This is a genomic window from Micromonospora sp. NPDC005087 (assembly GCF_042872965.1).
Lineage (GTDB): Bacteria > Actinomycetota > Actinomycetes > Mycobacteriales > Micromonosporaceae > Micromonospora.
Genome location: NZ_JBIALB010000004.1, coordinates 164,630 through 191,277 on the forward strand (window position 1 = coordinate 164,630; position 26,648 = coordinate 191,277).

Sequence of the window (26,648 nt, forward strand, 5' to 3'; positions counted from 1 at the left end):
TCAGACGGTGGTCAGTGAGGTGGCGGCCAGATTGAAGATCACCCGGTTCTCGGTGTCCTGCCGGCCGTCGAGCCCGTACTTGGCCCGGAAGAGCTCCAGCACCCGGTTGTAGATCGCGGGCGCCAGCTCGTCCGCCTCGCCGATGGCGAAGACCTCGCCCGCCACCTCGGGCCGGTCCAGCACCACACTCAGCCCGGCCAGCCCGTGTCGGGCGACGTTGCGCACCAGGTCGGTGCCGGCGATGTACCAGTCGCCGTCGGAGCGTACGTAGAGCGCCTCGCAGGTCTCCACGTCCCGTCCGGCCTGGCGTAGGCAGAGCCGCAGGCTGAGGCAGGCCTCCAGGTCCTCCAGGGGCGCGGTCTCCCACAGCTCGGCGAACCGGTCGTCGACGAACTCGCCCAGCGGGGTGGAGACGAACGCCTCGATCTGCTGGGTGTCGAAGGTGCTGCCCTGCACCGGGAAGAACGAGATGAACGCCTTGCCGTCCCAGCGGTACATCTGCACGGAAGGGGCGGCGCTGTAGACCCGGACCTGGAGCCGGGCCCGGGCCGCCTCCGGCAGCTCCTCGCGGAGCCGGGCCAGGTGCCACAGGTTGTTGAGGATGGCCACCGAGGCGTCCCGCCGGCGCAGCTCCTCGCCGCGCAGCCGGACCGCCGGTGAGTCCGGGTCCAGCAGCAGCACCTTGACGGTGGCGCCGTTGGCGAGCGCGGAGCGCAGCGCGGCCACGAACCGGGTCGCGTACGGGCCCTCGAGCATGCTGGTCCAGGTCTCCAGGATGGCCACGGTCTCCCGGCACTGGGCGACCCGTTCGATCAGCGCATCCCGGTCCAGCCGGGGATGCTCGATGATGCTGACCGTCTGGAGTTCGCGGAAGAGCGGGTTGAGCACCACGTAGGTCAGCAGCGTCATGATCAGCGCGGCGCCGATGTTGAGGTAGAGGTCCCCGGCGAAGCTGCCGGTCTCCCGTCGGGACGCCTGCCACGCCTGCACGATCATCCAGATCGCGCCGCCGGCCAGCGCGACCAGCACCAGCACGTGCCGCCGGCGCCGGCGCAGGGTGTTGCGCCCGCGCACCCACCACGTCCCCGACATGTCCGCTCCCCGTCCGGCCGCGCCGTGGATCGACCTATGTTCATGTCGTGATGGGACCAGGATACGGTCCGCCGGCCGGTCCGCGCCCGTCCGTACGGTCGTTGTCTAGGCTTCGTGCGTGCTGCTCTGCATCGACATCGGAAACACCAACACCGTGCTGGCGACCTTCGACGGCGACAAGCTGGTGCATTCCTGGCGGATCAAGACCGATGCCCGCTCGACGGCGGACGAGCTGGGCCTGATGTTCCGGGGCCTGCTCGCCGGGGACAACGTCGAGATCACCGGCGTGGCCGCCTGCTCCACGGTGCCGGCCGCGCTGCGCTCGCTGCGCACCATGCTCGGCCGCTACTACGCCGACCTGCCCAGCGTGATCGTCGAGCCCGGTGTGCGGACCGGGGTTCAGCTGGCGATCGACAACCCGAAGGAGGTGGGTGCCGACCGGGTGGTGAACACGCTGGCCGCGTACACGCTCTACGGCGGGCCGTCGATCGTGGTGGACTTTGGCACCACCACCAACTTCGACGTGATCAGCGGTCGTGGCGAGTTCCTCGGCGGGGCGTTCGCCCCGGGCATCGAGATCTCCTTCGACGCGCTGGCCGCCAGGGCCGCCCAGCTGCGCAAGGTCGAGGCCACCAAGCCCCGCTCGGTGATCGGCAAGAACACCGTGGAGTGCCTCCAGTCCGGCCTGTACTTCGGCTTCGCCGGGCAGGTGGACCGGATCGTCGAGCGGATGACCGAGGAGCTGGGCGAGGTGAAGGCGGTGATCGCCACCGGCGGCCTCGCCGCGCTGGTGATCAACGAATGCCACAGCATCACCCACCACGAGCCGATGATCACGTTGATCGGGCTGCGGATGGTCTACGACCGGAACCTGTGACTCCGGTGGGGGTTCAGCGCCGTCGGGCGCGGAAGACCACGGTCCGGTACGGCAGCTCGACGCTCTCCCGTCCGGCCAGGTCCGGATGGCCGGCGAGTAGCTGCCGCAGCTCCCGGTCGACGGTCGCCCGCTGCTGGCGATCCGCCGTCAGGTAGTGGGAGCGGGTGTGACTCATCCCGACCACTTCGTCGGGGGTGAGGGTGGTGTGGTGCTCGAACACGCCCAGCTCCACCGCGTCGAAGGCCGGGCCGAGGTCGGTCACCGACTCGGTCAGGTCGGTGGTGTGGTCGCCCATGTGGGCGATCCGGCCCAGCTCGGCCACCCAGTCGACGCGATCGTCCCGGGTGTTCCAGATCGGGGCGAACGTCCCGCCCGGCCGCAGCACGCGGGCGACCTCGGCGTGCGCGCGCTCCTTGTCGAACCAGTGGTAGGCCTGGCCGACCACCACCGCGTCGGCGCTGCCGTCCGGTAGCGGCATCGACTCGGCGCTGCCGGCCAGGGCCGTGACGTCGGGGGTGGCGGAGTCCAGTTGGGCCCGCATGCCGGGGTCGGGCTCCACCGGCAGCACCCGGTGGCCGAGTGCCCGTACGACCCTGGTCAGGATGCCGGTGCCGGCCCCGAGGTCGACGACCTGCGCGGCGTCGCTCAGCCCGTCGAGCGCCCAGCGCACCGCCTCTACGGGATAGCTGGGACGAAACCGGTCATAGTCGCTGGCCGCGGCACCGAAGGACAGGGCGTGAGTGTGATCGACCATGAGGCGCAGGTTATCCGGTAACGACCCCCAGGAGGCTTGAGTACGCTCGGGCCTGACCCCCCGTATCTCCGTGACGAGGAAGCGTGCCGTGAGCGAGCAGAACGCCGTGCCAGTGGACCCCGCCGACGACCTTCCCGAGCAGATGAAGGTCCGCCGGGAGAAGCGGGACCGGATGATCGCCGACGGCATCGAGGCCTACCCCGTCGGATTCCCGCGTACCGCCACCCTGTCGGAGGTCCGTGGGCGCTACGCCGACCTGCCCACCGACACCGCCACCGGCGACCAGGTCTCGGTAACCGGACGGGTGATCTTCGTACGCAACACGGGCAAGCTCTGCTTCGCGACGCTGCGCGACGGCGACGGCACCGAGTTGCAGGCGATGCTCTCGCTTGACCGGGTCGGGCCGGAGCGGCTGGAGGCCTGGAAGCGGCTGGTCGACCTCGGCGACCACGTCGGTGTCGCCGGCGAGGTGATCACCAGTCGCCGCGGTGAGCTGTCGGTGCTGGCCGACCGTTGGGACATGACCGCCAAGGCGCTGCGGCCGTTGCCAGTGGCGCACAAGCCCCTCTCCGAGGAGGCACGGGTCCGGCAGCGCTACGTCGACCTGATCGTCCGGCCGCAGGCCCGGCAGATGGTCCGTACCCGGGCCGCGGCGGTGCGCAGCATCCGCGATTCGTTGCATGGGCAGGGTTTCATCGAGGTGGAAACTCCGATGTTGCAACTGCTGCACGGCGGCGCGGCGGCCCGACCGTTCGTGACCCACAGCAATGCGTTGAACACCGACCTGTATCTGCGAATCGCTCCGGAACTGTTTCTCAAGCGCGCGGTGGTCGGCGGTGTCGACCGTGTCTTCGAGATCAACCGCAACTTCCGTAATGAGGGTGTCGACTCTTCGCACTCACCGGAGTTCGCGATGCTGGAGACGTACGAGGCGTACGGCGACTACGACACGATGGCCGAGTTGACCCGCAATCTCGTGCAACAGGCGGCGGTCGCGGTCAGCGGCTCGACCGTGGTGACCCACGCCGACGGTCGGGAGTTCGACCTGGGCGGTGAGTGGCGGTCGGTGACCCTGTTCGGCGTGCTTTCCGAGGCGCTTGGCGAGGAGGTCACGGTCCGCACCGAACGGTCCCGCCTCGTGGAGTACGCGGAGAAGGTGGGATTGGCCGTGGACCCGAAGTGGGGCCCGGGCAAGCTGGCCGAGGAACTGTTCGAGGAGCTGGTCGTCCCCGGCCTGGAGGCGCCCACCTTCATCCGGGACTACCCGGAGGAGACCAGCCCGCTCACCCGTGCGCACCGCAGCGAGCCGGGGCTGGCCGAGAAGTGGGACCTCTACGTGCTCGGGTTCGAGCTGGGCACCGCGTACTCGGAGCTGGTCGACCCGGTGGTGCAGCGGGAGCGGCTGGTGGCCCAGGCGCAGCTCGCCGCCCGTGGCGACGACGAGGCGATGCGTCTCGACGAGGACTTTCTCCGGGCGATGGAGTACGGAATGCCGCCGGCCGGCGGTATGGGAATGGGAATCGACCGGCTGTTGATGGCCCTGACCGGGCTCGGAATTCGGGAAACCATCCTCTTCCCGTTGGTCCGCCCGGAGTAGTCCGGCTCGCCTCGCGCCGCGTCGATACCGCATCCTATTGACGGGGCGCGCGGCGCGGGGGTTATTGTGCTCTCGTTAGCAGGAGCACCCTGCTCGAAAGGAATGTGGGACGTGGCCAAGCAGATCATTCACAAGCTGGTCGATGACCTGGACGGCGGGGACGCGGACGAGACTGTCAAGTTCGCCCTCGACGGCGTTCAGTACGAGATCGACCTGTCGAGTTCCAACGCCGCGAAATTGCGCGACGTATTCGCTCCCTACGTGGGCGCCGGCACCAAGGTGGGCCGGGGCGGCGTGGTGATCGGAGGACGGGCCGCCCGCGGCCGGGGCGGCGCGACCGCCGACCGGGAGCAGAACAAGGCGATCCGGGAGTGGGCCAAGAAGGCCGGCAAGGACATCTCGGACCGGGGGCGCATCCCGCAGGAGATCGTCGACGAGTACCACGCGAAGCGCTGATCCTCAGCAGTCTGGTGGCCAGCGGCCGCCGCAGGGCGACACCGACGCCGGGCCGGAGCATTCTCCGGGCCGGCGTCGCCGTATTCCCGTCAGGCGCGGGGCCGGAGGCCGGAGGCCGAGCCAGGGTCGGGAAGCATTCCCACGCGACCGACGTTGTCCACAACCGGTGGAGCAGTTGTCCACAGCCTGTGGAAAACCCTCCCCAGGGTCGGGCGCAGCGTTCGTCGCCAGCGCCGGCCCCCTCCCCGGAGCTCTCCGGAGCCGGGAGAGGGCTTCCGTCGCGCCGGTCGGATTTCGCTCTGCGCGTAGCGACAGGGGTACCGGAACACCTCCTGAGCGCGGACGGTTGTGCAAAACGACGTGGAACCGACCCGTACCCGAGACACACGACCTCAGCTGAGTCGGTCAGCGACGATAGAGTAAGGAGGCACGGACGCCCGTCCCGGACGTTCGTGCACCGGCCCCGCCAAGATCTTGACCATCAAGGCGCACGGCACGTGAGGAGCACGAGGGCATGTTCGAGCGGTTCACCGACCGAGCGCGACGGGTTGTCGTCCTGGCCCAAGAAGAGGCCCGGATGCTCAACCACAACTACATCGGTACGGAACACATCCTGCTGGGCCTGATCCACGAAGGTGAAGGCGTCGCGGCAAAGGCCCTGGAGAGCCTCGGCATCTCCCTGGAGGGCGTCCGCCAGCAGGTCGAGGAGATCATCGGCCAGGGTCAGCAGGCGCCGAGCGGGCACATCCCGTTCACGCCGCGGGCCAAGAAGGTGCTGGAGCTGTCGCTGCGCGAGGCGCTGCAGCTCGGCCACAACTACATCGGCACGGAGCACATCCTGCTCGGTCTGATCCGCGAGGGTGAGGGCGTCGCCGCCCAGGTGCTGGTCAAGCTCGGCGCCGACCTCAACCGGGTCCGCCAGCAGGTGATCCAGCTGCTCTCCGGCTACCAGGGCAAGGAGCCGGCCGCGGCGGGCGCCGCGCCGGGTGAGGCCGCGCCGTCGACCAGCCTGGTGCTGGACCAGTTCGGCCGCAACCTGACCCAGGCCGCCCGTGAGGGCAAGCTCGACCCGGTCATCGGGCGCGAGAAGGAAATCGAGCGGGTCATGCAGGTGCTCTCCCGCCGTACCAAGAACAACCCGGTCCTGATCGGTGAGCCCGGCGTCGGTAAGACCGCCGTGGTGGAGGGCCTGTCCCAGAAGATCATCAAGGGCGAGGTGCCCGAGACGCTCAAGGACAAGCAGCTCTACACGCTCGACCTCGGTGCGCTGGTCGCCGGTTCCCGTTACCGCGGTGACTTCGAGGAGCGCCTCAAGAAGGTGCTCAAGGAGATCCGCACCCGCGGCGACATCATCCTGTTCATCGACGAGATCCACACCCTGGTGGGTGCGGGTGCCGCCGAGGGCGCGATCGACGCGGCGAGCATCCTCAAGCCGATGCTGGCCCGCGGTGAGCTGCAGACGATCGGTGCCACCACGCTCGACGAGTACCGCAAGCACCTGGAGAAGGACGCCGCGCTCGAGCGCCGGTTCCAGCCGATCCAGGTGGGTGAGCCGTCGCTGGCGCACACCATCGAGATCCTCAAGGGCCTGCGCGACCGCTACGAGGCGCACCACCGGGTCTCGATCACGGACGCGGCCCTCGTCGCGGCCGCGACTCTGGCCGATCGATACATCTCCGACCGCTTCCTGCCGGACAAGGCGATCGACCTGATCGACGAGGCCGGTGCCCGGATGCGGATCCGCCGGATGACCGCGCCGCCAGACCTGCGCGACTTCGACGAGCGCATCGCCCAGGTGCGTCGCGACAAGGAGTCCGCGATCGACGCGCAGGACTTCGAGCGCGCCGCCCAGCTGCGCGACAAGGAGAAGCAGCTCCTCGGCCAGAAGGCGCAGCGGGAGAAGGAGTGGAAGGCCGGTGACCTGGACGTCGTCAGCGAGGTTGACGACGAGCAGATCGCCGAGGTGCTGGGCAACTGGACCGGCATCCCGGTCTACAAGCTGACCGAGGAGGAGACCTCGCGCCTGCTGCGCATGGAGGACGAGCTGCACAAGCGCGTCATCGGCCAGGAGGACGCGGTCAAGGCGGTCTCGAAGGCGATCCGGCGTACCCGGGCCGGCCTGAAGGACCCGAAGCGCCCGTCGGGCTCGTTCATCTTCGCCGGCCCGTCCGGTGTCGGTAAGACCGAGCTGTCCAAGGCGCTCGCCGAGTTCCTCTTCGGCAGCGAGGACGCCCTCATCCAGCTGGACATGTCCGAGTTCCACGACCGCTACACGGTCTCCCGGCTGGTAGGTGCCCCTCCCGGCTACGTCGGCTACGACGAGGGCGGGCAGCTGACCGAGAAGGTGCGGCGTCGGCCGTTCTCGGTGGTTCTCTTCGACGAGATCGAGAAGGCCCACCCGGACGTGTTCAACACGCTGCTCCAGATCCTGGAGGACGGTCGGCTCACCGACGGTCAGGGTCGGATCGTGGACTTCAAGAACACGGTCATCATCCTGACCACCAACCTGGGCACCAGGGACGTCGCCAAGGCGGTGTCGCTCGGCTTCCAGGCGTCGGAGGACTCCGAGTCCAACTACGACCGGATGAAGCAGAAGGTCAACGACGAGCTCAAGCAGCACTTCCGGCCTGAGTTCCTCAACCGGATCGACGACACCATCGTCTTCCACCAGCTGCGCCAGAACGAGATCCTCTCGATCGTGGACATCATGATCCAGCGGATCGAGACGCAGCTGCGCAACAAGGACATGGGTCTGGAGCTGACCGACAACGCCAAGAAGTACCTGGCGTTGAAGGGCTTCGACCCGGTGCTCGGTGCCCGTCCTCTGCGTCGCACAATCCAGCGCGACATCGAGGACAACCTGTCCGAGCGGATCCTGTTCAACGAGCTGACCCCGGGTCAGATCGTTGTGGTGGACTGCGAGGGCGACCCGAACGACATCGACAAGTCCAAGCTCGTGTTCCGGGGCGCGGAGAAGCCGGTGGAGGTTCCGGACGCCGTGCCGGCCGACCTCGGTGGCACCGCCGCCGCGGGCGCGGACGAGTAACACAAGCAGCATCAGGGGCGGGGCCCCGGTGGCGCGAGCCACCGGGGCCCCGCTTTTTTTGCTGTCCCCGTGTCCTTGCCGTGTGCGCGGCTTCCACCCCTCGGCGGTTGGTGTCCGTCCGATGCGGCCCCCACCGGGTGGCGGTCACTGTCTTTGGCGCTATACCTCAGAGGTATGAATATGCCTCTGAGGTATAGCGCTCGTTGCCGACCTCGCCCCGGCCGCGTCGGCGGAGGTGATCAGGCGGGTAGGGACGGGCCGTCGCCGGCGAGGCGGAAGGAGTCGGCCCCGACCGCTTCCACCAGCCCGTCCTGAACCAGGCCGGCCAGGGCCCGGGCGCGCTGCACGTCGTCGGTCCAGACCTGGTCCAGCCGCTGGTGCGGCACCGGTCCGGTGTTCTCTCGGAGCACCCCGAGCAGCAGCCCGCGTACCTGCCGGTCGGTGCCCGCGTACCGCTGGGGGCGGCGTGTGGGTCCGGCCGGCGCCTCCTGCCCGGAGGCCCTCCACCCGCAGACCGACTCGACCGGGCAGGCCGTGCAGCGCGGTGAACGGGCCGTGCAGATCACCGCGCCCAGCTCCATGAACGCCGCGCTGGCCAGGGCCGCTGCGGCCGGCTCGGCGGGCAGCAGCTCCTCGGTCGCGACCAGGTCGGCGGGCCGGGTGGCCGCCCCCGCGTCCGGTTCGCCGGCCACCGCCCGGCAGACCACCCGGCGCACATTCGTGTCGACCACCGGGTGCCGCTGCCCGTACGCGAACGCGGCCACCGCCCGCGCCGTGTACGTGCCGACCCCGGGCAGCGCCAAAAGCTGCTCCAGTCGGTCCGGCACCTGGCCGCCGTGCCGGTCCACGATCGCGACCGCGCACTCCCGCAGCCGGACCGCCCGGCGGGGGTAGCCGAGGCGCCCCCACATCCGGATCGCCTCGGCCGGGCTGTCCGCCGCCAGCGCGGCCGGGTCCGGCCAGCGGGCCAACCACGCCTGCCAGGCGGGGACCACCCGGACCACCGGCGTCTGCTGGAGCATGACCTCGCTGACCAGAATGGCCCACGGGCTGACCCCGGGCTCGCGCCACGGCAGGTCACGGGCGTGCTGTCGGTACCACTGGCTGATCAGAGTGGCGAAATCGGGTTGAGTCATCGCGCCGTCGATGATGTCACGCGGCGCGTTCCCGCTGGATGGGCGGCTCGGGCGGGGTGTCACGGCGGCGGCCGACGGATCGGGCAGAATGCCCGGATGAACGAGCTCGCGATCACCGTCATCGGTCGGGACCGGCCGGGCATCGTGGCCGACGTCGCCGAGGTGCTGGCCCGACTGGGCGCCAATCTCACCGACAGCACGATGACCCGGTTGCGGGGGCACTTCGCGATGACCCTCATCTGCACCGGTCCGGCCGCCACCGAGGTCGAGGCGGCGCTGGCGCCGCTGGCCGCCGAGGGTCAGCTTCTGGCGACGGTACGCGCGGTCATCCCGGACGGTGAGGTGGCCCCGGTGGGCGAGCCGTACGTGATGGCGGTGCACGGGTCGGACCGGATGGGCATCGTCGCGGCGATGACCCGGGTGCTGGTGGACGCCGGCGGGAACGTCACCGACCTGAGTACCCGGTTGGCCGGCTCGCTCTACGTGGTGCTGGCTGAGGTGGAGTTGCCGGCCGGCGTCGCCGACGGGCTGACCGACCGGTTGCATCGGACGGCTGCCGAGCTGGGGGTCGAGGTCACCCTCCGGCCGGCGGATCCGGATCTGCTGTGACCGGCGAGCGGAGCGACCCGGGCACTGACTGGAACGTCGGGACGTACGTCGGCCTGGGCGACTGGACGCCGGAGTCGCTGGCCGAGCCGGGCGAGGTGCGCGCGGTGGTGTCGGCCCCGCACCCGGTGCTGAGCCGGGCCGGCGGCGAGGTCGATCCAACCGCGGGGGACACCGTCCGGTTGGCCGCCGACCTCGTCGCCACCATGCGGGTGTCGCCGGGTTGCGTCGGCCTGGCCGCACCGCAGATCGGGGTGGCGGCCCGGGTGTTCGCCGTCGACGTGACCGGGCATCCGAAGGCCGTCACCGTGCACGGCACCTTCGTGCTCTGCAACGCCCGGGTGGTCGAGGCGACCCGGTGGAAACCAGGCCGGGAGGGCTGCATGTCGGTGCCGGACCTGACCGGGGACGTGAAGCGGGCCAGCCGGTTGGTGGTGGAGGGCGACCTGCCGGGCAGCGGGGAACCGGTCCGTCTGGTGACCGACGGCTTCGAGGCGCGCGCGTTGCAGCACGAGATCGACCACTGCGCCGGGCTGCTCTTCCTCGACCGGGTGGCCGGCGCACACGCCGTCTATCAGCGCAAGGTCTACCTCTGACGGTGCGCCGGACGATCGACAAGGTCGTCCTCAGTGGACGGTTACCGGGTGGTGCCGGCGGCGCTCCGGCGCGTCGCGGCGGGCTGGGGGGCGCAGCGCCGCTACGGTGGGAGGCATCATGCGTCTGACGGTCGGCCCCCTGCCACCCGCCGTGTACTGGCGGCGTCGCGCCGTCGTACTCGGAGCGGGGCTTCTCTTCCTGATTGTCCTGCTCTACTCGTGCACCGGCTCGGGTCGCTCCGACGGTCGGCCGCAGGCGGGGGAGACGCCGACGTCTGCTCCGACGTCCGCCGCGAGCCCGGGTCCCGGCGGGCCGGTGTTGACCCCGCAGACCGGCGCTCCGCCAGCGTCCGACGATCCTGACAACGGGAGTCCGAGCCCGGAGACCACCAGCAACGACCCGCCACCGGGCTCGGCTGCCGGGTCGGTGGACGACGGCACCTGCACCGATGCGGAGATCAGCGTGACCTCGGTGGCACGGCCCACCTCCGTTCAACGCGGAGCGGTCGTCGACCTGAAGCTCAAGATCAAGAACACCTCGGACCGGACGTGCAGCCGGAACGTCGGTGCCGACCTTCAGGAGATCTTCATCAAGTCCGGGGCCGAGAAGGTGTGGTCGTCGGACACCTGCGGCAAGGTCAAGGGTTCGGACGTGCAGTCCTTCACCCCGAACTTCGAGCGTTCCTACGAGGTGGGCTGGAACGGGCGGGACACCACCCGCTGCGACGGCAGTGGGCTGGCCGCCGGCCCCTTCCCGCCGGTCGGGACGTACCAGGTGTTCGCCCGGGTCGGCACCAAGCTCAGCGCGCCGGTAAAGGTCACAGTCACCGGCTGAGCCGGGTCAGACGTACCGCTCCAGGATTGATGCCTCGGCGAGCCGGGACAGCCCCTCGCGGACACCCCGGGCCCGGGCATCGCCGACCCCCTCGACTGCCTGCAGGTCCTCCACCGTGGCGCCCAGCAGCCGCTGGAGGCTGCCGAAGTGCACCACCAGCCGGTCGACCACCGGCACCGGCAGCCGGGGCACCTTGGCCAGCAGCCGGAAGCCCCGAGGGCTGACCGCGGCGTCCAGCGCGTCCGATGCGGCCGGGTAACCGATGGCCTTGGCCACCGACACCAGGTCGATCAGCTCGGTGGCGCCGAGCAGGTCCAGCTCGACCAGCGCCTCGTCCAGAGTGCGGGACTTGCGGCCGACCGGGAGGTAGTCCCGGATGACCAGCGTCCGGTCGGCGTCCACGCCGGCCATCAGCTCGTCGAGCTGGAGGGCGAGCAGACGGCCGTCGGTGCCCAGCTCGACCACGTAGCCGGCGATCTCGTCGGCGATCCGGCGGACCATCTCCAGTCGCTGCACCACCGCCACCGCGTCCCGCACGGTGACCAGGTCCTCGATCTCCAGAGCGGAGAGCGTCCCGGAGACCTCGTCCAGCCGGAGCTTGTAGCGCTCCAGGGTGGCCAGCGCCTGGTTGGCTCTGGAGAGGATGGCCGCCGAGTCGTCGAGCACGTGCCGCTGACCGTTGACGTAGAGGCTGATGATCCGCATCGACTGGCTGACCGAGATGACCGGATAGCCGGTCTGCCGGGCCACCCGCTCGGCCGTGCGGTGCCGGGTGCCGGACTCCTCCGTCGGGATGGACGGGTCGGGCATCAGGTGCACGGCCGCCCGGACGATCCGGGTGCCGTCGCTGGAGAGCACGACCGCGCCATCCATCTTGCAGAGCTCCCGCACCCGGGTCGCGGAGAACTCCACGTCCAGGGGGAAGCCGCCGGTGCACAGGCCCTCGACGACCTTGTCGTAGCCGAGCACGATGAGCGCGCCGGTGCGGCCGCGCAGAATGCGCTCTAACCCGTCCCGCAGCGCGGTGCCGGGTGCCATCAGGGCGAGGTTCGCCCGCAGCGGGTCCCCGGCGCTCCCGGCGGCTCCCGCGGTCACGCTGACACTGATCGTGCGGGCGGGCGAGCCCACGCCGCCGGTGCGGGCGTGGGGCGGCGCGCCGGCAGGCTTGGTGGTATCGCGGTCGATCGGCACGGGCACAGTCTACGGACTGCCGTGCGGTGGGTGCTGTCGTGGTTACTGTGATGTGTCACGATGCCGCCCCTTCAGCCGTTTCCCGCTTGCGGCGTGCTGTCCGGTATCGCCGTCCCCGTCGACACGGTGGGTCACTCGGCGGACGCACGAGCGGCATGGTGCAACGCCGAGCGGACGTCCGTGACCTCGGTCACCCGCATCTGTTCGGGACCGGCACCGGTGCTGGCCGGGCCGCAGCCGGGCGGGACCAGGGCCACCTTGAACCCGAGCCGGGCCGCCTCGGCCAACCGGCGCGGCACCGCCCCGACCCGGCGCACCTCGCCGGTCAGCCCCACCTCGCCGATCGCCACCAGGTGCGGCGCGATGGCCAGGTTGAGCCCGCCGGACGCGACCGCCAGCGCGACCGCCAGGTCGGCGGCCGGCTCCACCACGCGGATTCCGCCCACGGTGGCCGCGAAGACCTCCCGGTCGTGCAGGGTGAGCCGCTCGGTGCGGCGTTGCAGCACCGCGAGCACCATCGCCAGCCGGGCCGAGTCGAGGCCGGAGACCGTACGCCGGGGCGAGCCGGCGACCGTCGCGCCGATAAGTGCCTGCACCTCGGTGACCAGGGCGCGGCGCCCCTCCATCGCCACCGTCACGCAGGTGCCCGGCACCGGCTCGGAGTAACGGGTCAGGAACAGCCCGGACGGGTCGGCGAGGCTGCTGATGCCGCCCTCGTGCATCTCGAAGCAGCCGACCTCGTCGGCCGCGCCGAACCGGTTCTTGACGCCGCGCACGAGCCGCAGCGACGAGTGCTTGTCGCCCTCGAAGTGCAGCACCACGTCGACCAGGTGCTCCAGCACCCGGGGGCCGGCGACCTGGCCGTCCTTGGTGACGTGCCCGACCAGCACCGTGGCGATGCCCCGCTCCTTGGCGACCGAGACCAGCGCCGAGGTGACCGCCCGGACCTGGGTCACCCCACCGGGCACCCCCTCGGTGCCGGTCGTCGAGATGGTCTGCACCGAGTCGAGCACCAGCAGGCCCGGCTTGACCGCGTCGAGGTGCCCGAGCACCGCCGCCAGGTCGCTCTCCGCCGCGAGGTAGAGCTGGTCGTGCAGGGTGCCCATCCGCTCGGCGCGGAGGCGTACCTGACTGACCGACTCTTCGCCGCTGACCACGAGCGACGGGCTGCCGGCGCCGACGGCCCACTGCTGCGCCACGTCCAGCAGCAGGGTGGACTTGCCCACGCCCGGCTCGCCGGCGAGCAGCACCACCGCGCCCGGGACCAGGCCGCCGCCGAGCACCCGGTCGAGCTCGCTCACCCCGGTGGGCCGGGCGCGGGCCGGTGCGGCGCTGATGGTGGCGATCGGTCGGGCCGGCTCGGCGGGAAGCCGGGAGCTGACCACCCGACCGGAGACCGTCGGGCCGGTCACCGTGCACTCGACCACCGAGCCCCACTCGCCGCATTCCGGGCAGCGCCCCACCCACTTCGGCGGCTGGTGGCCACAGGCGTCGCACTCGTAGGCCGGGCGTGGCTCGCGGGCGGTGGACCGACCGCGGGCGCCGCTGGCCGTGCCGCCGCGCGGAGGGGTCGATCGGGAGGTGGTCACATCAGGACGCTAGCCCTCGCGTACGACGAAAACACCCCGGCGTGGTGGTCACCACGCCGGGGCGTTTGTCGATGTCGCTCGGGTCAGCCGTGGGTCGTGCCGCCCTCGTCACCCTCGTAGCCGCCCTCGCGCTCGATGATCGGCGAGGGGGGCGCTGCCGGGGTGAGCGGCACCGCGACCGGCGCGGGGCCGGTGAGCGTGTTGCCGTTACCGAAGTCGAAGGTCACGACGACGTTCTGGCCGGAGCGCAGCGCCTCGGTCAGGCCGATCAGCCGGAGCTGCTGGGTGGCCTCGGAGTTGAGCTGGAGGTAGCTCAGCGGAGCCAGCTCGATCCGGGCGGGCTGACCCGGAGTGGAGGGGCTGGCCGAGCCGGACGCCCGCGCGGACTCCGGGGCGGACGGGGTGGCCGAGGACGATCCGGTCTCCGACGGGGTCGCCGACGGGCTGGCCGAGCCGGAGTCGGAGGCGGACGGGCTGGCGGAGGCCGACTCGGAGGCGGACGGCGACGGGCTCTCCGAGCCGCCGCTGATCACGACCTCGCGGGCGCTCTCGGTGGTGACGGTGACCGTCACCGTGTCCTTCGAGTCGTTGTAGATCACGGCGTTGAGTGTTGCGTCCTGCCCAGCCCGGTAGCCCTCGGTGCCCGGGTACTCGACCAGCAGGCCACGCACCGCGAAGACGCCGTTGCCGGACGAGAGGTTCACGCCCTGGACCGACGTCGCCTTCTTGGCGGTCTCGGCGATCTGGCCGGCGCCGCACCCGGACGCCAGCAGGCTGGTCGTCACCGCAATCCCGGACAGCAACAGGGCCGCCCGCCGGGATCCCCTGATCGAGCGCGTCACGTCGGTCCTCCTCGTCACGATCCCCACCCGGCCGTACGCCGGGCACGGTGGCCATACCCGCGCAGACCGCGCTCCAGGGTAGTTGGAGCTGATCGAGGCCCGCACGCGGACCCGGGCAATGCCACCTTCCCGGGTGCCGGTCACACCACCCGACCGCTCACCACCAGCAGGACCACGTCGATGAGGGCCACCAGCATCACCGCCCGGAAGGCGGCCACCGGCCGGCGGCCGGCCCGGACCGCCGAGCGCCCGGCGTACCAGCCCAGCGCCGGCACCACGGCGGCCGCGCCCACCGCCGTCATCCCGATCACCGACGGTGGCCCGGGCGGCCCGAGGACCAGGGCCGCGGTCGCCGCGAGGAGCAACCCGGCCGCGGCGGCCCGGCTGCCGGTTGGGCCCAACCGGTGCGGCAGGCCCCGCACCCCGGTGCGGGCGTCGTCGGCCAGGTCAGGCAGGACGTTGGCGAAGTGCGCCCCGGCACCCAGGCAGGCGGCCGCCGCCAGCAGCCAGGCCGGCGGGGTCGGCTCGTCGGGCAGCCCCAGCACCACGAAGGCGGGCAGCGCGCCGAAGGAGACCGCGTACGGCAGCACCGAGAACGCGGTGGCCTTGAGCGGCCAGTCGTAGAGCAGCGCGGAGACCAGGGCGACGGTGAGCCAGAACGCCGCCGTGGGGTTCGTGGTCAGCGCCAGCAGCGGGCAGGCCACCGCGGCCGCCGCCGCGGCCCAGGCCGTGGTGCGGCGGCCGACCGCGCCGGTGGCGACCGGCTTGTCGGTACGCCCCACCGTGGCGTCCCGTTCGGCGTCCAGCGCGTCGTTGGTCCAGCCCACGGCGAGCTGGCTGGCCAGCACCGCGAGCACCACCGAGGCGATTCCGGCCGGCCGGTGCCCCACTCCCCAGGCCAGCAGACCCGCCACTGTGGTCACCGCCGCGGCCGGTTCCGGATGGCTCGCCCTGACCAGCCCTAACACCCTCGACGACATAAGGGAAGTCTGGTCGTTACCGAGCAGTCGTGCCACGCTCGGAGCCATGCGAGACGTGGCTGCGGCCGCGGCGTCCACCGGCCCCCGGGTGCTGCCGCGCAACGATCCGCGCCAGTACGACGATCTGGCCGGTGAGTGGTGGCGGCCGGATGGCGCGTTCGCGATGCTGCACTGGCTCGCCGAGGCCCGCGCGGCACTGGTGCCACCGGCTGCCCGCCCTGACGCGCTCCTGGTCGACCTGGGCTGCGGTGCCGGGCTGCTCGCGCCGCACCTGGCTGGCAAGGGATACCGGCACGTCGGGGTCGACCTGACCCGCTCGGCGCTGGTCCAGGCAGCCGGGCACGGGGTGCGCGTGATCCAGGCCGACGTCACCGCGGTCCCGCTCGCCGATGGCTGCGCCGACGTGGTTTCCGCAGGTGAGCTGCTCGAACACGTCCCGGCCTGGCCGCGCGCGGTGGCCGAGGCGTGCCGGCTGCTGCGCCCGGGTGGGCTGCTGGTGCTGGACACCCTGAACGACACCGCACTGGCCCGGCTGGTCGCGGTGCGCATCGCCGAGCGACTGCCGACCGTGCCGCGCGGCATCCACGATCCACAGTTGTTCGTGGATGCCCGGGCGCTGGTGGCCGAGTGCGCCCGGCATGGCGTCGTGTTGCGGCTGCGCGGCATCCGACCTCAGGTCGGTGGCCTGGTCACCTGGCTGTTGCGGCGGGCCCGCGCCGCCCGGAGGCCCGGTGCGGCGGCCACCGGCCGTGCTCCGCGCATCGTGCCGACCCGGTCCACCGCGGTGCTATACCAGGGCCGGGGGGTCCGCAACGGATAGTCGGGCCGTGGCGGGGGTAAGGGACGCCGAGAAGGGGGCAATATGACGGTGCACGCGCTGGAGGCGGCCCGCCGGTTGGCGCCGCGGTTCGCCGCGCGGGCGGCGGAACACGACCGGGACGGCTCCTTTCCGGTCGAGGACTTCCGTGACCTGCGGGAGGCCGGCCTGTTCGGGTTGATGGTGCCCCGGTCGTTGGGTGGCCTGGGCGCCAGCTTCGCCGAGTACGCCGCGGTGGCGACCGAACTTGCCCGAGGCAACGGCGCGACCGCCCTGGTGTTCAACATGCACGCCTCGGTGACCGGCGCGTTGGGCGCGGTCACCGAGGAGTTGGCCGAGGCGCTGGGCGTGCCGGACGAGGCGCTGGCCGCCCGGGACCGGCTGCTCACCGCCGCGGCGCAGGGCTCCTGGTACGCGGTGGCGATGAGCGAGCGCGGCGCCGGGGCCCGGCTCTCCCAGCTGAGCACGGTCTACGAGGCGACCGATGCGGGCTGGCGCCTCAAGGGCAGCAAGACCTTCTGCTCCGGCGCCGGGCACGCCGACGGTTACCTGGTGGCCGCGCGCAGCACCGCGGACCAGTCGGTGGTCTCCCAGTTCCTGGTGCCTGCCGGCCCGGAGGGCCTGACCGTCGAGCCGACCTGGGACGCGCTCGGCATGCGCGCCACCTCGTCGCACGACCTGCACCTGGACGTCACGGTGCCGGCCGACCGGCTGCTGGGCGGAGTGGAGGGGCTCGCCCTGGTGGTCGCCCAGCTGATGCCGCACTGGTTGGTGGCCAGCTACGCGGCGGTCTACGTGGGGGTGGCCCGGGCGGCGATCGACGCGGCGGCCGAGCACCTCAACGCCCGCAACCTGGCCGGTCTGCCGGCCGTGCGCGCGCGGTTGGGGCGGGCGGACGCGGCCACGGCGGCGGCCCAGCTGGTGGTGGCCGAGGCGGCCCGCCGGGTGGACGAGACGCCGGGTGACGCGGAGACCAACCGTTGGGTGTGGCGGGCGAAGCTGCTCGCCGGCACCACGGCCGCCGAGGTGGCGGCGTCGATGCTGGAGGCGGCGGGCACCTCGGCGACGCGGCGCGGCCACCCGTTGGAGCGTCTCTACCGGGACGCCCGCTGCGGCTCGCTGCATCCGGCCACGTCGGACGTCTGCGCCGACTGGCTCGGTATTGCCGCGCTGGGCGGGGATCCGGACCGTGACGGATCGGCCCCACGTTGGTGAGCCGGTGCGGCTGGACCGGCGCGGGGGATCGGCTGGCCGGGATGGCCGGGGGGGAGGAGTCGGGGGAGGATCGGGTCGGACGAGAGGTGGGGATCGTGGCCGTACCAGTGATCGCGGGGCTCGGGACGGCACAGCCGCCGTCCGCTTCGCAGGACGAGTTGTGGGAGGGCTTCTTCTCCCGGCACTTCTCCGGCACCACCCGGTCGTTGGCCCAGCGGATCTTCGCGAACTCGGGGGTGACGCGCCGACAGGCCGCGGTCAATCCCCTGCTGGAGGACGTCTCGGACTGGCCGACCGAACGCCGGATGCGCCGCTACCAGGTGGAGGCGCTGCCGCTGGGCAAGGAGGCGGTCGGCCGTGCGCTGACCGCGGCCGGGCTGGGCGCCGGCGACATCGGGCTGTTCATCGTCTGTTCCTGCACCGGGTACGCCACCCCCGGGCTCGACATCCTGCTCGCCCGGGATCTCGGCATGGCTCCGGACACCCAGCGGATGTTCGTCGGTCACATGGGCTGTTACGCGGCGCTGCCGGGGCTGGGCGCGGCGAGCGACTTCGTCACCGCCCGGGGCCGTCCAGCGTTGCTGCTCTGCGCGGAGCTGACGAGCCTGCACATCCAGCCGTCCAGCGCCCGGGTGGACACCCAGCAGATCGTCTCGCATGCGCTCTTCTCGGACGCCGCGGTCGCCGCCGTGGTGATGCCGGGCGGCCCGGGGTACGTCATGCGTGAGGTCACCTCGATCACCGACACGTCCACCGCCGACCACATGACGTGGGACGTCACCGACGCGGGCTTCCGGATGGGGTTGTCGCCGAAGGTGCCGCAGGTGCTCTCCCGGCACGTCCGTGGGCTGGTCGACGACCTGCTGGCCCGGCACGGCACCACGGTCTCCGAGGTGGACGGCTGGGCGGTGCACCCGGGCGGGCCGCGCATCCTCAACGTGGTCGAGCGGGAGCTGGCCCTCCCGCCGCAGGCGCTGGCGGCGTCCCGGGCGACGCTCGACGAGCACGGCAACTGCTCCTCCCCGACCGTGCTGCTGATCCTCGATCGGCTGAGCCGCGCGACGGCGGCGCCCCGGCGGATCGTCATGCTGGCGTTCGGTCCCGGCCTCACCCTGTACGCCGTGCTGCTCGATCGACAGGGCTGATCGCCGCGCGACCCGGCCGGTACGCTCGCCGCATGGATGCTGCGGCGGACGACCGGCTGCGTTCGGCGGCGCTGGTCGGGGTGGCCCTGGCCGCCCTGGCCGTCGGCGGCTGGTGGTGGCGTGCCGCCGCGCCCGCTGCGACGGCCCAGCCGGCTCCCACCCCGACCGTCCGGCCGGACGAGATCGGGCCGGGAAGTGGCACGCCTTCCGGCGTGCCCGACGTGCGGCGCACGGTGCAGCTGGATTCGGAGACGAGTGTGATCGCCCGCGAGGGGGAGACCTCGTCGGTGTGGATCGACCCGGAGACGGGCAGGATCACCGACCTTGACGGCCCCGCGGATGAGTTCGTATCCCAGGGGGACCCGGCGGACGGGCTGCCCGGATTCAGCGCGACGATCTGGCGGGAGCGGGCGACGCTCACCCCTGGAAAGAGCGTGATCCGGGAGGCCTCGGGCGACGGCGGCCGCTATCTGCTGCAGTACCGCTGCACCCGGCCGGGCGGCATGCTGGTGGTGGTCACCGGCGCGCGGCTGACGGGACCGTCCCGGATCGACTGTGACGGCGCGCTCAACATGGCCGACGTCGACGCGATCGGTGGCCCGATCCGGGTGTCGCTGTCGACGGCCGGCGAGGAGCCGGTCGACGTCGAGGCTCAATTCGTCGAGCTGTCCTGACCCGAGCCGTACGTCCGGCGTTCGCTGGCCGGGCCGTCCGGCGAGGCCACCTCAGCGGGCGAGGGCGGTCAGGTCCTCCCGGTACGCGTCGACCGGCCCCACTTCGGGTAGCACCCGGGTCACCACGCCGGCGCGGTCGACCAGCAGTGCGGTCGCGGTGTCGTTGCGCGCCGGCTCGCCCAGGAACGAGCGCAGCCCGCCAGCGGGGTCGGCCAGGGCGCGGACGTCCCGCCCGACCGGCGGTGGGGCGGTAACCGCCCGCCCTCCGCTGACGGTGACCACGGCCACCCCGGCGGGCGCCGCCGCCACGGCCTCGGCCACCCGGTCCGCGCACGGGCAGCCGTCCACCAGGATGATCATGGCGGGCAGTAGGCCGCGCAGGGGTACCGGTGACTGGCCGGCGTCGACCAGGTCCAGCGCGGGCAGCGCCCGCCCGGCGAGGGGCGCGGGTGGCGCGTAGGGAGCCGGGGTCGGGCGGTCGGCGCCACGGTTGGCGCGCGGCCAGGTGACCGCCAGCAGGCCGGCCAGTGTGGTGAGCACGGCCACCAGCAGGATCAGCAGTGGCAGGGCCATGGCGCGGTGCCCACCCGGTAGGCCGGTGGTCCGGCGCAGCTCACGGCGGATCTGGGCGGCCTCGGTGGCGAGTGCGGACGCGTCGTCGGGGACGACCACCCGACCCCACTCGGGTGGCAGGTCGGGCAGCCCGTGGCCCTCTGCGTCCGGCTTGCCCATCGGACCCCCTGGCAGCGTCTCGAGAGCGGAGTGTGGTGCTGCCTCCAGCGTCCCGCACCGGGGGCACCTCCCGCTACACCTGGGCGCGGTCCCGCCCGGCGGGATACCATGAGGTGAGCGCATAGCCCTTGATCTCGACGTTCTGTTCACCCGTACCGGGAAGTCATCCGTGCGTTACGGAGCGTGTTCGAACCATCGGTTTGACCGCCTGTCAAGCTGAAGAAAGACCTCTCACAGGGCCCCTGAGCTGCGCCAACGGTCAGGACATCGGTGAGACATCGGTGCCTGACCGTGTTACCCTAGACACAGCGAAAGGGGTTTCGAACCTATGGTTTTCAGTGTCGGCGAGACCGTTGTTTACCCCCACCACGGGGCCGCACTCATCGAGGCAATCGAGACTCGGGTCATCAAGGGCGAGCCTAAGCAGTACCTCGTCCTGAGGGTCGCGCAGGGTGACCTGACGGTCCGGGTGCCGGCCGAGAACGCCGAGATCGTGGGCGTGCGTGAGGTGGTCGGCGAAGAGGGCCTCGGCAAGGTCTTCGACGTTCTTCGGGCACCGCACACCGAGGAGCCGACCAATTGGTCGCGGCGTTACAAGGCCAACCTGGAGAAGCTGGCCTCCGGCAACCCGCTGAAGGTCGCCGAGGTCGTGCGTGACCTGTGGCGTCGGGAGCGGGAGCGGGGCCTTTCCGCGGGCGAGAAGCGGATGCTCGCCAAGGCCCGTGACATCCTCGTCGGCGAGGTCGCGCTGGCGGAGAAGAGCACCAAGGACGAGGCGGAGACGCTGCTCGACAAGGTGCTCACCGAGGCCTAGTCCGCACAGCATCGTCGTACCCAATTCGTAGCGAAGAAACCACCGAGGACCGCGACGTGACCGCGCAGCTGAATCCGCGCGGTGACGTCGCGGTCCTCGTGCCTGCGGCGGGTGCCGGCGTACGGCTCGGCCCCGGCCGACCCAAGGCGCTGCGCCTGCTCGCCGGGGAGCCGCTGCTGGTGCACGCCGTGCGCCGGCTGGCCGCCGCACCCTCGGTGCACACGATCGTGGTGGCCGCCCCGGCTGCCGAGGTGACGGCCGTCCGCGAGTTGCTCGCACCGGTCGCCCCGGTGACCGTGGTGCCTGGCGGCGCGGAGCGGCAGGCGTCGGTGGCCGCCGCGCTGGCCGCGGTGCCCGCCGGTCCGACGATCATCCTGGTGCACGACGCCGCCCGTGCGCTGACGCCGCCGGAGCTGGTGGAGTCCGTCGCGGCGGCTGTCCGCGACGGGCGGGACGCGGTCATCCCGGTGCTGCCGGTCGTCGACACGATCAAGGAGGTCGGCGCCGACGAGGTGGTGCTCGGCACCGTGGACCGGTCCGCCCTGCGCGCGGTGCAGACACCGCAGGGCTTCCGCCGGTCCGTGCTCACTGCCGCGCACGCCGCGGCCGGCGATCCGCTCACCGACGACGCCGGGCTGGTCGAGAAGCAGGGCATCGCGGTGAGCTGCGTGCCCGGCTCGGAGTACGCGCTGAAGATCACTCGCCCGTTCGACCTCGCGCTGGCCGAGCATCTGCTCGCGGCCGCCGATTGACGCGTACCCTCGGTTCATGATCGTTCCCCGGGTGGCCGTCGGCACCGACGTGCACGCGTTCGAGCCCGGCCGGCCCTGCTGGGTGGCCGGCCTGCTCTGGCCCGACCAGGACGGCCTCGCCGGGCACTCGGACGCCGACGTGGCCGCGCACGCCGCCTGCAACGCGCTGCTCTCCGCCGCCGGTCTGGGTGATCTCGGTTCCGCCTTCGGGGTGGGCCAGCCGGAGTGGGCGGGCGCGTCCGGGGTGGCCCTGCTGACCGAGACGGCACGCCGGGTGCGGGCCGCCGGCCTGGAGATCGGCAACGTCTCCGTGCAGATCGTCGGCAACCGACCCAAGATCGGCCGGCGCCGCGCGGAGGCCCAGCAGGTTCTCTCCGCTGCCGTCGGTGCCCCGGTCACCGTCTCCGCCGCGACCACCGACGGGCTCGGCTTCACCGGCCGCGAGGAAGGGCTCGCCGGCATCGCGGTGGCCCTGGTGTACGACGCGCCGGCCACCTAGGCTCGCCGCGATGTCCAGCGACCCCGCCTCCGACCGTTCCGCCGCCGACGGCTACCTCGAGCGCGCCCAGCTCCTCGCCGAACTCGGTCGCCACGACGAGGCGGCCGGGGAACTGACCTATGGGCTCGCGCTGAAGCCCGACGACCCGGAAGCGCTCACCATGCTGGCCCGCGTACACCTGGCGGCCGGCCGGCCGGTCGACGCGCTCACCGCCGCCGACGCGGCCGTGGCCGCCGCACCGGAGGCACTCCCGCCGCTGGTCGCCCGGGGCATGGCGCTGGCCGACCTGGAGCGCTACGCCGAGTCGGCCGCCACCGCCGACCAGCTCCTCGCGCTCGGCCCGGCGGACGCGTACGCCCAGCGCAGCGCGGCGGCGCTCCTGGCCGATTCGCGCAACGGCCAGCCGGCGCTGAACGCGGCCTGGCGCGGGGTCGAGCTGACCCCGGACGAACCGCAGGCGCACCTGGTGCTCGGCCTGGTGGCGGCCCGGCTGGAGCTGTTCGACCTGGCCGAGCGGGCCTACCGCGAGGCGCTGCGGCTCGACCCGCGCCTCGCCGACGCCCGGCACGACGTGGGTGTCATCCGGCTGGAGCAGCGCCGCTGGTCGGAGGCGTTGGAACACCTCGCCGAGGCGGCCACGATCAGCCCGCGCCGGATGGACTCCGGGCGGACCATCGCGTACGGCCTGCATCGTCTGGTGCTCTACGGCGCTGGTTGGTCGCTGGTGGCCGCGGTGGTCGTGGCCTTCGCCGCCTCGGCGAACGACGGCTTCTCCCGCGTCCTGGCGGTGCTCGCCGCGCTCACCGGGGCGATCGTCGTCTGGCAGCTCGCGGCTCGGCTGCCGGGGCTGACCCGGACCGTCCTACCCGCCCTGCTGCACTCGGACCGGACGATGGCCCTGGCGATCTACGCCGTGGCGGCCGCGCCGGTGCTGCTCCTGGTGTACGCGGTGGTCGGCTCGCCGTGGCCGCTCGTACTGGCCATCGCCGCCACCGCGGTCGCCGAATTCGCCATCTTCACCCGCACGGCCATCCGCTCGTGATCTAGGCGCGACGCGCCCACGTCCAGGCGTAGCCGTCGTCCTCGCAGGCGGGGGCCGCGTCGCAGAGGTCCAGCGGGCGGAAGGTGTCGACCATGACGGCCAGTTCGTCGAAGTAGTCCGCACCGATGGAGCGCTCGGCGGCGCCCGGCTGGGGGCCGTGGGTGAAGCCGGACGGGTGCAGCGAGATCGAGCCCTGCTCGATGCCGGAGCCGCGCCGGGCCTCGTAGTTGCCGCCGGTGTAGAAGAGCATCTCGTCGGAGTCGACGTTGTGGTGGTTGTACGGCACCGGGATCGAGTCCGGGTGGTAGTCGACCTTGCGGGGAACGAACGAGCAGATGACGAAGTTCGGGCCCTGGAAGGTCTGGTGCACGGGCGGGGGCTGGTGGATCCGGCCCGTGATCGGCTCGAAGTCGTGGATGGAGAACGCCCACGGGTAGAGGTGCCCGTCCCAGCCGACCACGTCGAACGGGTGGTTCGCGTAGACGTAGCGGGTCCAGCCACGCCGGTGCCGGACCAGCACCTCCGCCTCCTCGCCGTCGACGAGCAGCGGGGCGTCCGGGCCGCGGACGTCGCGCTCGCAGTATGGCGAGTGCTCCAGGAACTGGCCCCGGACCGAGAGGTAGCGCTTGGGCGGGCCGATGTGCCCGGACGCCTCGACGGTGAGCAGCCGGACGGGCTGCTCGCCGGTGGGCACGAGCCGGTGGATGGTCGAGGTGGGGATGACGACGTAGTCGCCGGCCACCGCGTCCAGCACGCCGAACGGGGACTCGACCCGCAGCGCCCCCGACTCGACGTAGAGGCAGTGGTCGCCGGTGGCGTCGCGGAACAGTGGCGACGGCCGGTCGGCGAGCACGTACCCGATCCGTACGTCGTCGTTGGCGAGCAGGTACTGCCGGCCGAGGACCGGGTCGGCACCGCCGGCGTCGAGCTTGTGGGTGCGCAGGTGGCGAGGCTTGAGCGGCAGGTTCGGCGTCCGGGTGAACGCCGGCGGGGTGAACTCGTCGGCAGCCAGGATCGCGGTGGGCGCGCGCCGGTGGTAGAGAAGGGACGAGTCGGAGGAGAAGCCCTCCTGGCCCATCAGCTCCTCGGCGTAGAGGCTGCCGTCGGGCTGACGGAACTGGGTGTGGCGCTTGCGCGGCACCTCGCCGACGCTGCGGTAGTACGGCATCTCGCCTCCCGATATGTCCCGTCAACCGGCCGGGGGCGTCCGATAATCGGACGCTGTTGTCCGTTCCTTGTAGCGTCCCGTACATTCTTGTTCCGTGTCAACGCAGGTGCCCGCACTCCTCGACGGCCTGGTGGATGACGCCGCCGTCTTCCCTCCGGGCAGCGCCGCGCTGCCCGACGCCCTGTCCGCCCACCGCGGGCACCGCGCCGCCTGGTACACCGACCTGGTCGGCCCGCTGCTGGTCCCGGCCTCGACCGTCGCCGCGGGCGAGCTGAGTGGTCTCGTCGACCCCGCCGAGGGCCTGGTGGTCGGCGTGATCGGAGACACCGGGATCGGGAACCTGCCCTTCGCGCTGTCGTTCCTGGCGCCGGACGGCGTCACCGCCCGGCAGGTCGAGGTGGCGGTCGCCCGGCGGGGCGAGGATCCGCTGCCCGGCATCGCCGAGCTGCTGCGGGTGGCCGATTCCCTGCCCGACGTCGAGGCCGTCTACGCCGAGCTGCCGCTGACCTTCGGGCTGACGGGCGCGCTGGACGCGCTCGCCGCCGCCCGGGCCGACGGGGTGCCGGTCGCGGCCAAGTTCCGCACCGGTGGGTTGGCCGCCGAGCTATTCCCCACGCCGGCCGAGCTGGCCGCGGTTATCTGCGCCTGCCGGGACCGGGACCTGCCGTTCAAGCTGACCGCGGGGCTGCACCAGGCGGTCCGCCACCTCGACCCGGAGACCGGGTTCACCCACCACGGCTACGCCAACGTGCTGGCCGCGACGTTGGCGGCCGCCGAGGGCGACGGCGTGGGCACGGTCGCCGAGCTGCTCATCGTCACCGATCCGCGCCCGCTGCTGGAGCGCACGAACGGCCGGCTGGACGCGCTCCGCCCGCTCTGGGTCGGCTTCGGCTCGTGCAGCATCCTGGAACCACTGACCGATCTGATCCGGCTGGGGCTGGTGAACGGGGGCTACGACGCATGACCTGGGTGACCGGTGTCGACGGTTCGCCGTACGGGGTGACGAACCTGCCGTACGGGGTGTTTCGGTCCGACGGGGGTCGGCCGCGGATCGGCGTGCGGATCGGTTCGTGGGTGCTCGACCTGGCCGCGGCGGAGGCCGCCGAGCTGGTGCTGGCCGCCGGGACGCTGTGCCGGCCCACTCTCAACGACTTCATGGCGCTGGGCCGTCCGCAGTGGACGGCCGTGCGGCGGCGGATCACCGAACTGCTGACCGACCCGGCGCACCGGGCCGAGGTGGAGCCGCTGCTGGTGCCGCTGGATGAGGTGGAGTTGCTGCTCCCGGTCGACGTGGCCGACTACGTCGACTTCTACTCCTCCGAGCACCATGCGTCGAACGTCGGGCAGATCTTCCGCCCGGGCCAGCCGCCGTTGCTGCCCAACTGGAAGCACCTGCCGATCGGCTACCACGGGCGGGCCGGCACGGTGGTGGTCTCCGGGACGCCGGTTATCCGCCCGACCGGCCAGCGCGCCTCCGCCGAGGGCCCGGTCACCGGCCCGTCCGTACGCCTCGACATCGAGGCTGAGGTCGGCTTCGTGGTCGGCGTTCCCAGCCCGCTGGGCGCCCGGGTGTCCGTCGACGACTTCGCCGACCACGTCTTCGGCGTGGTGCTGGTCAACGACTGGTCGGCGCGGGACATCCAGGCCTGGGAGTACCAGCCGCTCGGGCCGTTCCTGGGCAAGTCCTTCGCCACCTCGATCTCGGCCTGGGTGACGCCACTCGACGCGCTCGCTGACGCCTTCGTGCCGGCGCCGGACCAGGACCCGCCGGTCGTCGGCTACCTGCGGGACGTGCCGCACCTGGGGCTGGACCTCCGGCTGGCCGTCGAATGGAACGGCGAGCGGGTCAGCGAGCCGCCGTTCGCCACCATGTACTGGACGCCGGCCCAGCAGTTGGCGCACCTCACCGTCAACGGCGCGTCCCTGCGCACCGGCGACCTGTACGCCTCGGGCACCGTCTCCGGCCCGGACCGTGGGCAGGTCGGCTCGTTCCTGGAGCTGACCTGGGGCGGGGCAGAGCCGGTGAAGCTCGGCGGGGAGAGTCGCACCTTCCTCGCCGACGGCGACACGGTGACCATCACCGCCACCGCTCCCGGCCCGGACGGCACCACCGTCGCCCTCGGCGAGGTCACCGGGACGGTCCGTCCGGCCCGCTGATCCGGGCACCCCTTGACCGGCCGGTCGGACCGGGTT

General features: G+C 72.1%; 26 protein-coding genes. 17 read left to right on the plus strand and 9 right to left on the minus strand.

Annotated features, from left to right (window positions below; all coding sequences use genetic code 11):
* Nucleotides 1–1,092: a DUF5919 domain-containing protein gene (locus ACFYPS_RS11820; RefSeq protein WP_387324262.1), complete on the minus strand. Its 1,092-nt coding sequence runs from the start codon at nucleotides 1,090–1,092 to the stop codon at nucleotides 1–3.
* Nucleotides 1,093–1,210: 118 nt separating this feature from the next.
* On the opposite strand from ACFYPS_RS11820, the gene ACFYPS_RS11825 reads away from it, so the two are divergent.
* Entirely contained in the window at nucleotides 1,211–1,969 is a 759-nt protein-coding gene (locus ACFYPS_RS11825; protein WP_354963448.1) for a type III pantothenate kinase, read from the plus strand.
* Nucleotides 1,970–1,982: 13 nt separating this feature from the next.
* Here the strand turns inward: ACFYPS_RS11825 and ACFYPS_RS11830 are convergent, their stop codons facing one another.
* Nucleotides 1,983–2,723 carry a class I SAM-dependent methyltransferase gene (locus ACFYPS_RS11830; RefSeq protein WP_387324265.1) on the minus strand — a complete coding sequence of 247 codons (741 nt, stop codon included), beginning with the start codon at nucleotides 2,721–2,723 and terminating at the stop codon, nucleotides 1,983–1,985.
* A gap of 88 nt (nucleotides 2,724–2,811) precedes the next feature.
* On the opposite strand from ACFYPS_RS11830, the gene lysS reads away from it, so the two are divergent.
* The 3 genes from lysS to ACFYPS_RS11845 all read left to right on the plus strand — a co-directional run bounded on the left by lysS (nucleotide 2,812) and on the right by ACFYPS_RS11845 (nucleotide 7,822).
* Complete coding sequence (lysS, locus tag ACFYPS_RS11835; RefSeq protein WP_387324267.1) at nucleotides 2,812–4,320, plus strand: lysine--tRNA ligase; 1,509 nt, start codon at nucleotides 2,812–2,814, stop codon at nucleotides 4,318–4,320.
* A gap of 111 nt (nucleotides 4,321–4,431) precedes the next feature.
* Nucleotides 4,432–4,776, plus strand: a complete 345-nt coding sequence (locus ACFYPS_RS11840; RefSeq protein ID WP_074318984.1) for an Lsr2 family protein — start codon at nucleotides 4,432–4,434, stop codon at nucleotides 4,774–4,776.
* A 514-nt stretch (nucleotides 4,777–5,290) separates the two neighbouring features.
* Nucleotides 5,291–7,822 (plus strand): ATP-dependent Clp protease ATP-binding subunit, encoded by a 2,532-nt coding sequence (locus ACFYPS_RS11845; protein WP_354963451.1) that lies wholly within the window; start codon nucleotides 5,291–5,293, stop codon nucleotides 7,820–7,822.
* Between the two features lie 239 nt (nucleotides 7,823–8,061).
* Here ACFYPS_RS11845 and ACFYPS_RS11850 read toward each other — a convergent pair whose 3' ends face one another.
* Nucleotides 8,062–8,958 carry an A/G-specific adenine glycosylase gene (locus tag ACFYPS_RS11850; protein ID WP_387324271.1) on the minus strand — a complete coding sequence of 299 codons (897 nt, stop codon included), beginning with the start codon at nucleotides 8,956–8,958 and terminating at the stop codon, nucleotides 8,062–8,064.
* 96 nt (nucleotides 8,959–9,054) lie between these two features.
* Between ACFYPS_RS11850 and ACFYPS_RS11855 the strand changes: the two genes are divergently transcribed.
* From ACFYPS_RS11855 to ACFYPS_RS11865, 3 genes are all read left to right on the plus strand, one after another.
* Nucleotides 9,055–9,567 (plus strand): ACT domain-containing protein, encoded by a 513-nt coding sequence (locus tag ACFYPS_RS11855; RefSeq protein ID WP_354963453.1) that lies wholly within the window; start codon nucleotides 9,055–9,057, stop codon nucleotides 9,565–9,567.
* Complete coding sequence (locus ACFYPS_RS11860) at nucleotides 9,564–10,160, plus strand: peptide deformylase (protein WP_354963454.1); 597 nt, start codon at nucleotides 9,564–9,566, stop codon at nucleotides 10,158–10,160. The genes ACFYPS_RS11855 and ACFYPS_RS11860 overlap by 4 nt, the downstream gene beginning before the upstream one ends.
* 118 nt (nucleotides 10,161–10,278) lie before the next feature.
* Entirely contained in the window at nucleotides 10,279–10,995 is a 717-nt protein-coding gene (locus ACFYPS_RS11865) for a hypothetical protein (protein WP_354963455.1), read from the plus strand.
* A 6-nt stretch (nucleotides 10,996–11,001) separates the two neighbouring features.
* Here ACFYPS_RS11865 and disA read toward each other — a convergent pair whose 3' ends face one another.
* From disA to ACFYPS_RS11885, 4 genes are all read right to left on the minus strand, one after another.
* Nucleotides 11,002–12,186 (minus strand): DNA integrity scanning diadenylate cyclase DisA, encoded by a 1,185-nt coding sequence (disA, locus tag ACFYPS_RS11870; RefSeq protein ID WP_089021854.1) that lies wholly within the window; start codon nucleotides 12,184–12,186, stop codon nucleotides 11,002–11,004.
* A 131-nt stretch (nucleotides 12,187–12,317) separates the two neighbouring features.
* On the minus strand, nucleotides 12,318–13,775 hold the full coding sequence (radA, locus tag ACFYPS_RS11875; protein ID WP_354963456.1) for a DNA repair protein RadA: 1,458 nt from the start codon (nucleotides 13,773–13,775) through the stop codon (nucleotides 12,318–12,320).
* An 83-nt stretch (nucleotides 13,776–13,858) separates the two neighbouring features.
* Entirely contained in the window at nucleotides 13,859–14,617 is a 759-nt protein-coding gene (locus ACFYPS_RS11880) for a hypothetical protein (protein WP_354963457.1), read from the minus strand.
* A gap of 140 nt (nucleotides 14,618–14,757) precedes the next feature.
* The gene (locus ACFYPS_RS11885) at nucleotides 14,758–15,597 is read right to left on the minus strand and encodes a UbiA family prenyltransferase (RefSeq protein WP_354963458.1); all 840 of its coding nucleotides are present in this window, start codon (nucleotides 15,595–15,597) and stop codon (nucleotides 14,758–14,760) included.
* Nucleotides 15,598–15,643: 46 nt separating this feature from the next.
* Here ACFYPS_RS11885 and ACFYPS_RS11890 point away from each other — a divergent pair, with 46 nt between their 5' ends.
* From ACFYPS_RS11890 to ACFYPS_RS11905, 4 genes are all read left to right on the plus strand, one after another.
* A complete protein-coding gene (locus tag ACFYPS_RS11890) occupies nucleotides 15,644–16,417 on the plus strand; it encodes a methyltransferase domain-containing protein (RefSeq protein WP_354963459.1) in 774 nt (257 codons plus the stop codon).
* A gap of 42 nt (nucleotides 16,418–16,459) precedes the next feature.
* Nucleotides 16,460–17,629, plus strand: coding sequence for an acyl-CoA dehydrogenase family protein (locus ACFYPS_RS11895; RefSeq protein ID WP_354963460.1), 1,170 nt, complete (start codon nucleotides 16,460–16,462; stop codon nucleotides 17,627–17,629).
* Nucleotides 17,630–17,715: 86 nt separating this feature from the next.
* Complete coding sequence (locus tag ACFYPS_RS11900) at nucleotides 17,716–18,774, plus strand: type III polyketide synthase (RefSeq protein ID WP_354963461.1); 1,059 nt, start codon at nucleotides 17,716–17,718, stop codon at nucleotides 18,772–18,774.
* 32 nt (nucleotides 18,775–18,806) lie between these two features.
* Complete coding sequence (locus tag ACFYPS_RS11905; protein ID WP_354963462.1) at nucleotides 18,807–19,448, plus strand: hypothetical protein; 642 nt, start codon at nucleotides 18,807–18,809, stop codon at nucleotides 19,446–19,448.
* 51 nt (nucleotides 19,449–19,499) lie between these two features.
* Here the strand turns inward: ACFYPS_RS11905 and ACFYPS_RS11910 are convergent, their stop codons facing one another.
* A complete protein-coding gene (locus ACFYPS_RS11910; protein ID WP_354963463.1) occupies nucleotides 19,500–20,180 on the minus strand; it encodes a hypothetical protein in 681 nt (226 codons plus the stop codon).
* Between the two features lie 328 nt (nucleotides 20,181–20,508).
* On the opposite strand from ACFYPS_RS11910, the gene ACFYPS_RS11915 reads away from it, so the two are divergent.
* The 4 genes from ACFYPS_RS11915 to ACFYPS_RS11930 are packed head-to-tail and all read left to right on the plus strand — an operon-like array spanning nucleotide 20,509 to nucleotide 23,287.
* The gene (locus tag ACFYPS_RS11915) at nucleotides 20,509–20,994 is read left to right on the plus strand and encodes a CarD family transcriptional regulator (RefSeq protein ID WP_007073334.1); all 486 of its coding nucleotides are present in this window, start codon (nucleotides 20,509–20,511) and stop codon (nucleotides 20,992–20,994) included.
* Nucleotides 20,995–21,050: 56 nt separating this feature from the next.
* Complete coding sequence (gene ispD, locus ACFYPS_RS11920) at nucleotides 21,051–21,746, plus strand: 2-C-methyl-D-erythritol 4-phosphate cytidylyltransferase (protein ID WP_387324280.1); 696 nt, start codon at nucleotides 21,051–21,053, stop codon at nucleotides 21,744–21,746.
* Between the two features lie 16 nt (nucleotides 21,747–21,762).
* Nucleotides 21,763–22,245 carry a 2-C-methyl-D-erythritol 2,4-cyclodiphosphate synthase gene (gene ispF / locus ACFYPS_RS11925; RefSeq protein ID WP_354963465.1) on the plus strand — a complete coding sequence of 161 codons (483 nt, stop codon included), beginning with the start codon at nucleotides 21,763–21,765 and terminating at the stop codon, nucleotides 22,243–22,245.
* A 10-nt stretch (nucleotides 22,246–22,255) separates the two neighbouring features.
* Complete coding sequence (locus tag ACFYPS_RS11930; protein ID WP_387324284.1) at nucleotides 22,256–23,287, plus strand: tetratricopeptide repeat protein; 1,032 nt, start codon at nucleotides 22,256–22,258, stop codon at nucleotides 23,285–23,287.
* A gap of 1 nt (nucleotide 23,288) precedes the next feature.
* Here the strand turns inward: ACFYPS_RS11930 and ACFYPS_RS11935 are convergent, their stop codons facing one another.
* Nucleotides 23,289–24,455, minus strand: a complete 1,167-nt coding sequence (locus ACFYPS_RS11935) for a homogentisate 1,2-dioxygenase (protein WP_387324287.1) — start codon at nucleotides 24,453–24,455, stop codon at nucleotides 23,289–23,291.
* A gap of 94 nt (nucleotides 24,456–24,549) precedes the next feature.
* On the opposite strand from ACFYPS_RS11935, the gene ACFYPS_RS11940 reads away from it, so the two are divergent.
* Complete coding sequence (locus tag ACFYPS_RS11940) at nucleotides 24,550–25,419, plus strand: hypothetical protein (protein WP_354963468.1); 870 nt, start codon at nucleotides 24,550–24,552, stop codon at nucleotides 25,417–25,419.
* Nucleotides 25,416–26,612, plus strand: coding sequence for a fumarylacetoacetase (gene fahA / locus ACFYPS_RS11945; RefSeq protein ID WP_387324290.1), 1,197 nt, complete (start codon nucleotides 25,416–25,418; stop codon nucleotides 26,610–26,612). The genes ACFYPS_RS11940 and fahA overlap by 4 nt, the downstream gene beginning before the upstream one ends.
* The last annotated feature ends 36 nt before the right edge of the window (nucleotides 26,613–26,648 follow it).

Coding starts and splice junctions, on each gene's coding strand:
- ACFYPS_RS11855 (WP_354963453.1), top strand. CDS start 9,055: ATGAACGAGCTCGCGATCACCGTCATCGGTCGGGACCGGCCGGGCATC.
- ACFYPS_RS11895 (WP_354963460.1), top strand. CDS start 16,460: ATGACGGTGCACGCGCTGGAGGCGGCCCGCCGGTTGGCGCCGCGGTTC.
- ACFYPS_RS11830 (WP_387324265.1), bottom strand. CDS start 2,723: ATGGTCGATCACACTCACGCCCTGTCCTTCGGTGCCGCGGCCAGCGAC.
- ACFYPS_RS11885 (WP_354963458.1), bottom strand. CDS start 15,597: ATGTCGTCGAGGGTGTTAGGGCTGGTCAGGGCGAGCCATCCGGAACCG.
- ACFYPS_RS11845 (WP_354963451.1), top strand. CDS start 5,291: ATGTTCGAGCGGTTCACCGACCGAGCGCGACGGGTTGTCGTCCTGGCC.
- ACFYPS_RS11930 (WP_387324284.1), top strand. CDS start 22,256: ATGTCCAGCGACCCCGCCTCCGACCGTTCCGCCGCCGACGGCTACCTC.
- ACFYPS_RS11865 (WP_354963455.1), top strand. CDS start 10,279: ATGCGTCTGACGGTCGGCCCCCTGCCACCCGCCGTGTACTGGCGGCGT.
- fahA (WP_387324290.1), top strand. CDS start 25,416: ATGACCTGGGTGACCGGTGTCGACGGTTCGCCGTACGGGGTGACGAAC.
- ACFYPS_RS11915 (WP_007073334.1), top strand. CDS start 20,509: ATGGTTTTCAGTGTCGGCGAGACCGTTGTTTACCCCCACCACGGGGCC.
- ACFYPS_RS11890 (WP_354963459.1), top strand. CDS start 15,644: ATGCGAGACGTGGCTGCGGCCGCGGCGTCCACCGGCCCCCGGGTGCTG.
- ACFYPS_RS11850 (WP_387324271.1), bottom strand. CDS start 8,958: ATGACTCAACCCGATTTCGCCACTCTGATCAGCCAGTGGTACCGACAG.
- ispF (WP_354963465.1), top strand. CDS start 21,763: ATGATCGTTCCCCGGGTGGCCGTCGGCACCGACGTGCACGCGTTCGAG.
- ACFYPS_RS11820 (WP_387324262.1), bottom strand. CDS start 1,092: ATGTCGGGGACGTGGTGGGTGCGCGGGCGCAACACCCTGCGCCGGCGC.
- ACFYPS_RS11910 (WP_354963463.1), bottom strand. CDS start 20,180: ATGGGCAAGCCGGACGCAGAGGGCCACGGGCTGCCCGACCTGCCACCC.
- ACFYPS_RS11935 (WP_387324287.1), bottom strand. CDS start 24,455: ATGCCGTACTACCGCAGCGTCGGCGAGGTGCCGCGCAAGCGCCACACC.
- ACFYPS_RS11905 (WP_354963462.1), top strand. CDS start 18,807: ATGGATGCTGCGGCGGACGACCGGCTGCGTTCGGCGGCGCTGGTCGGG.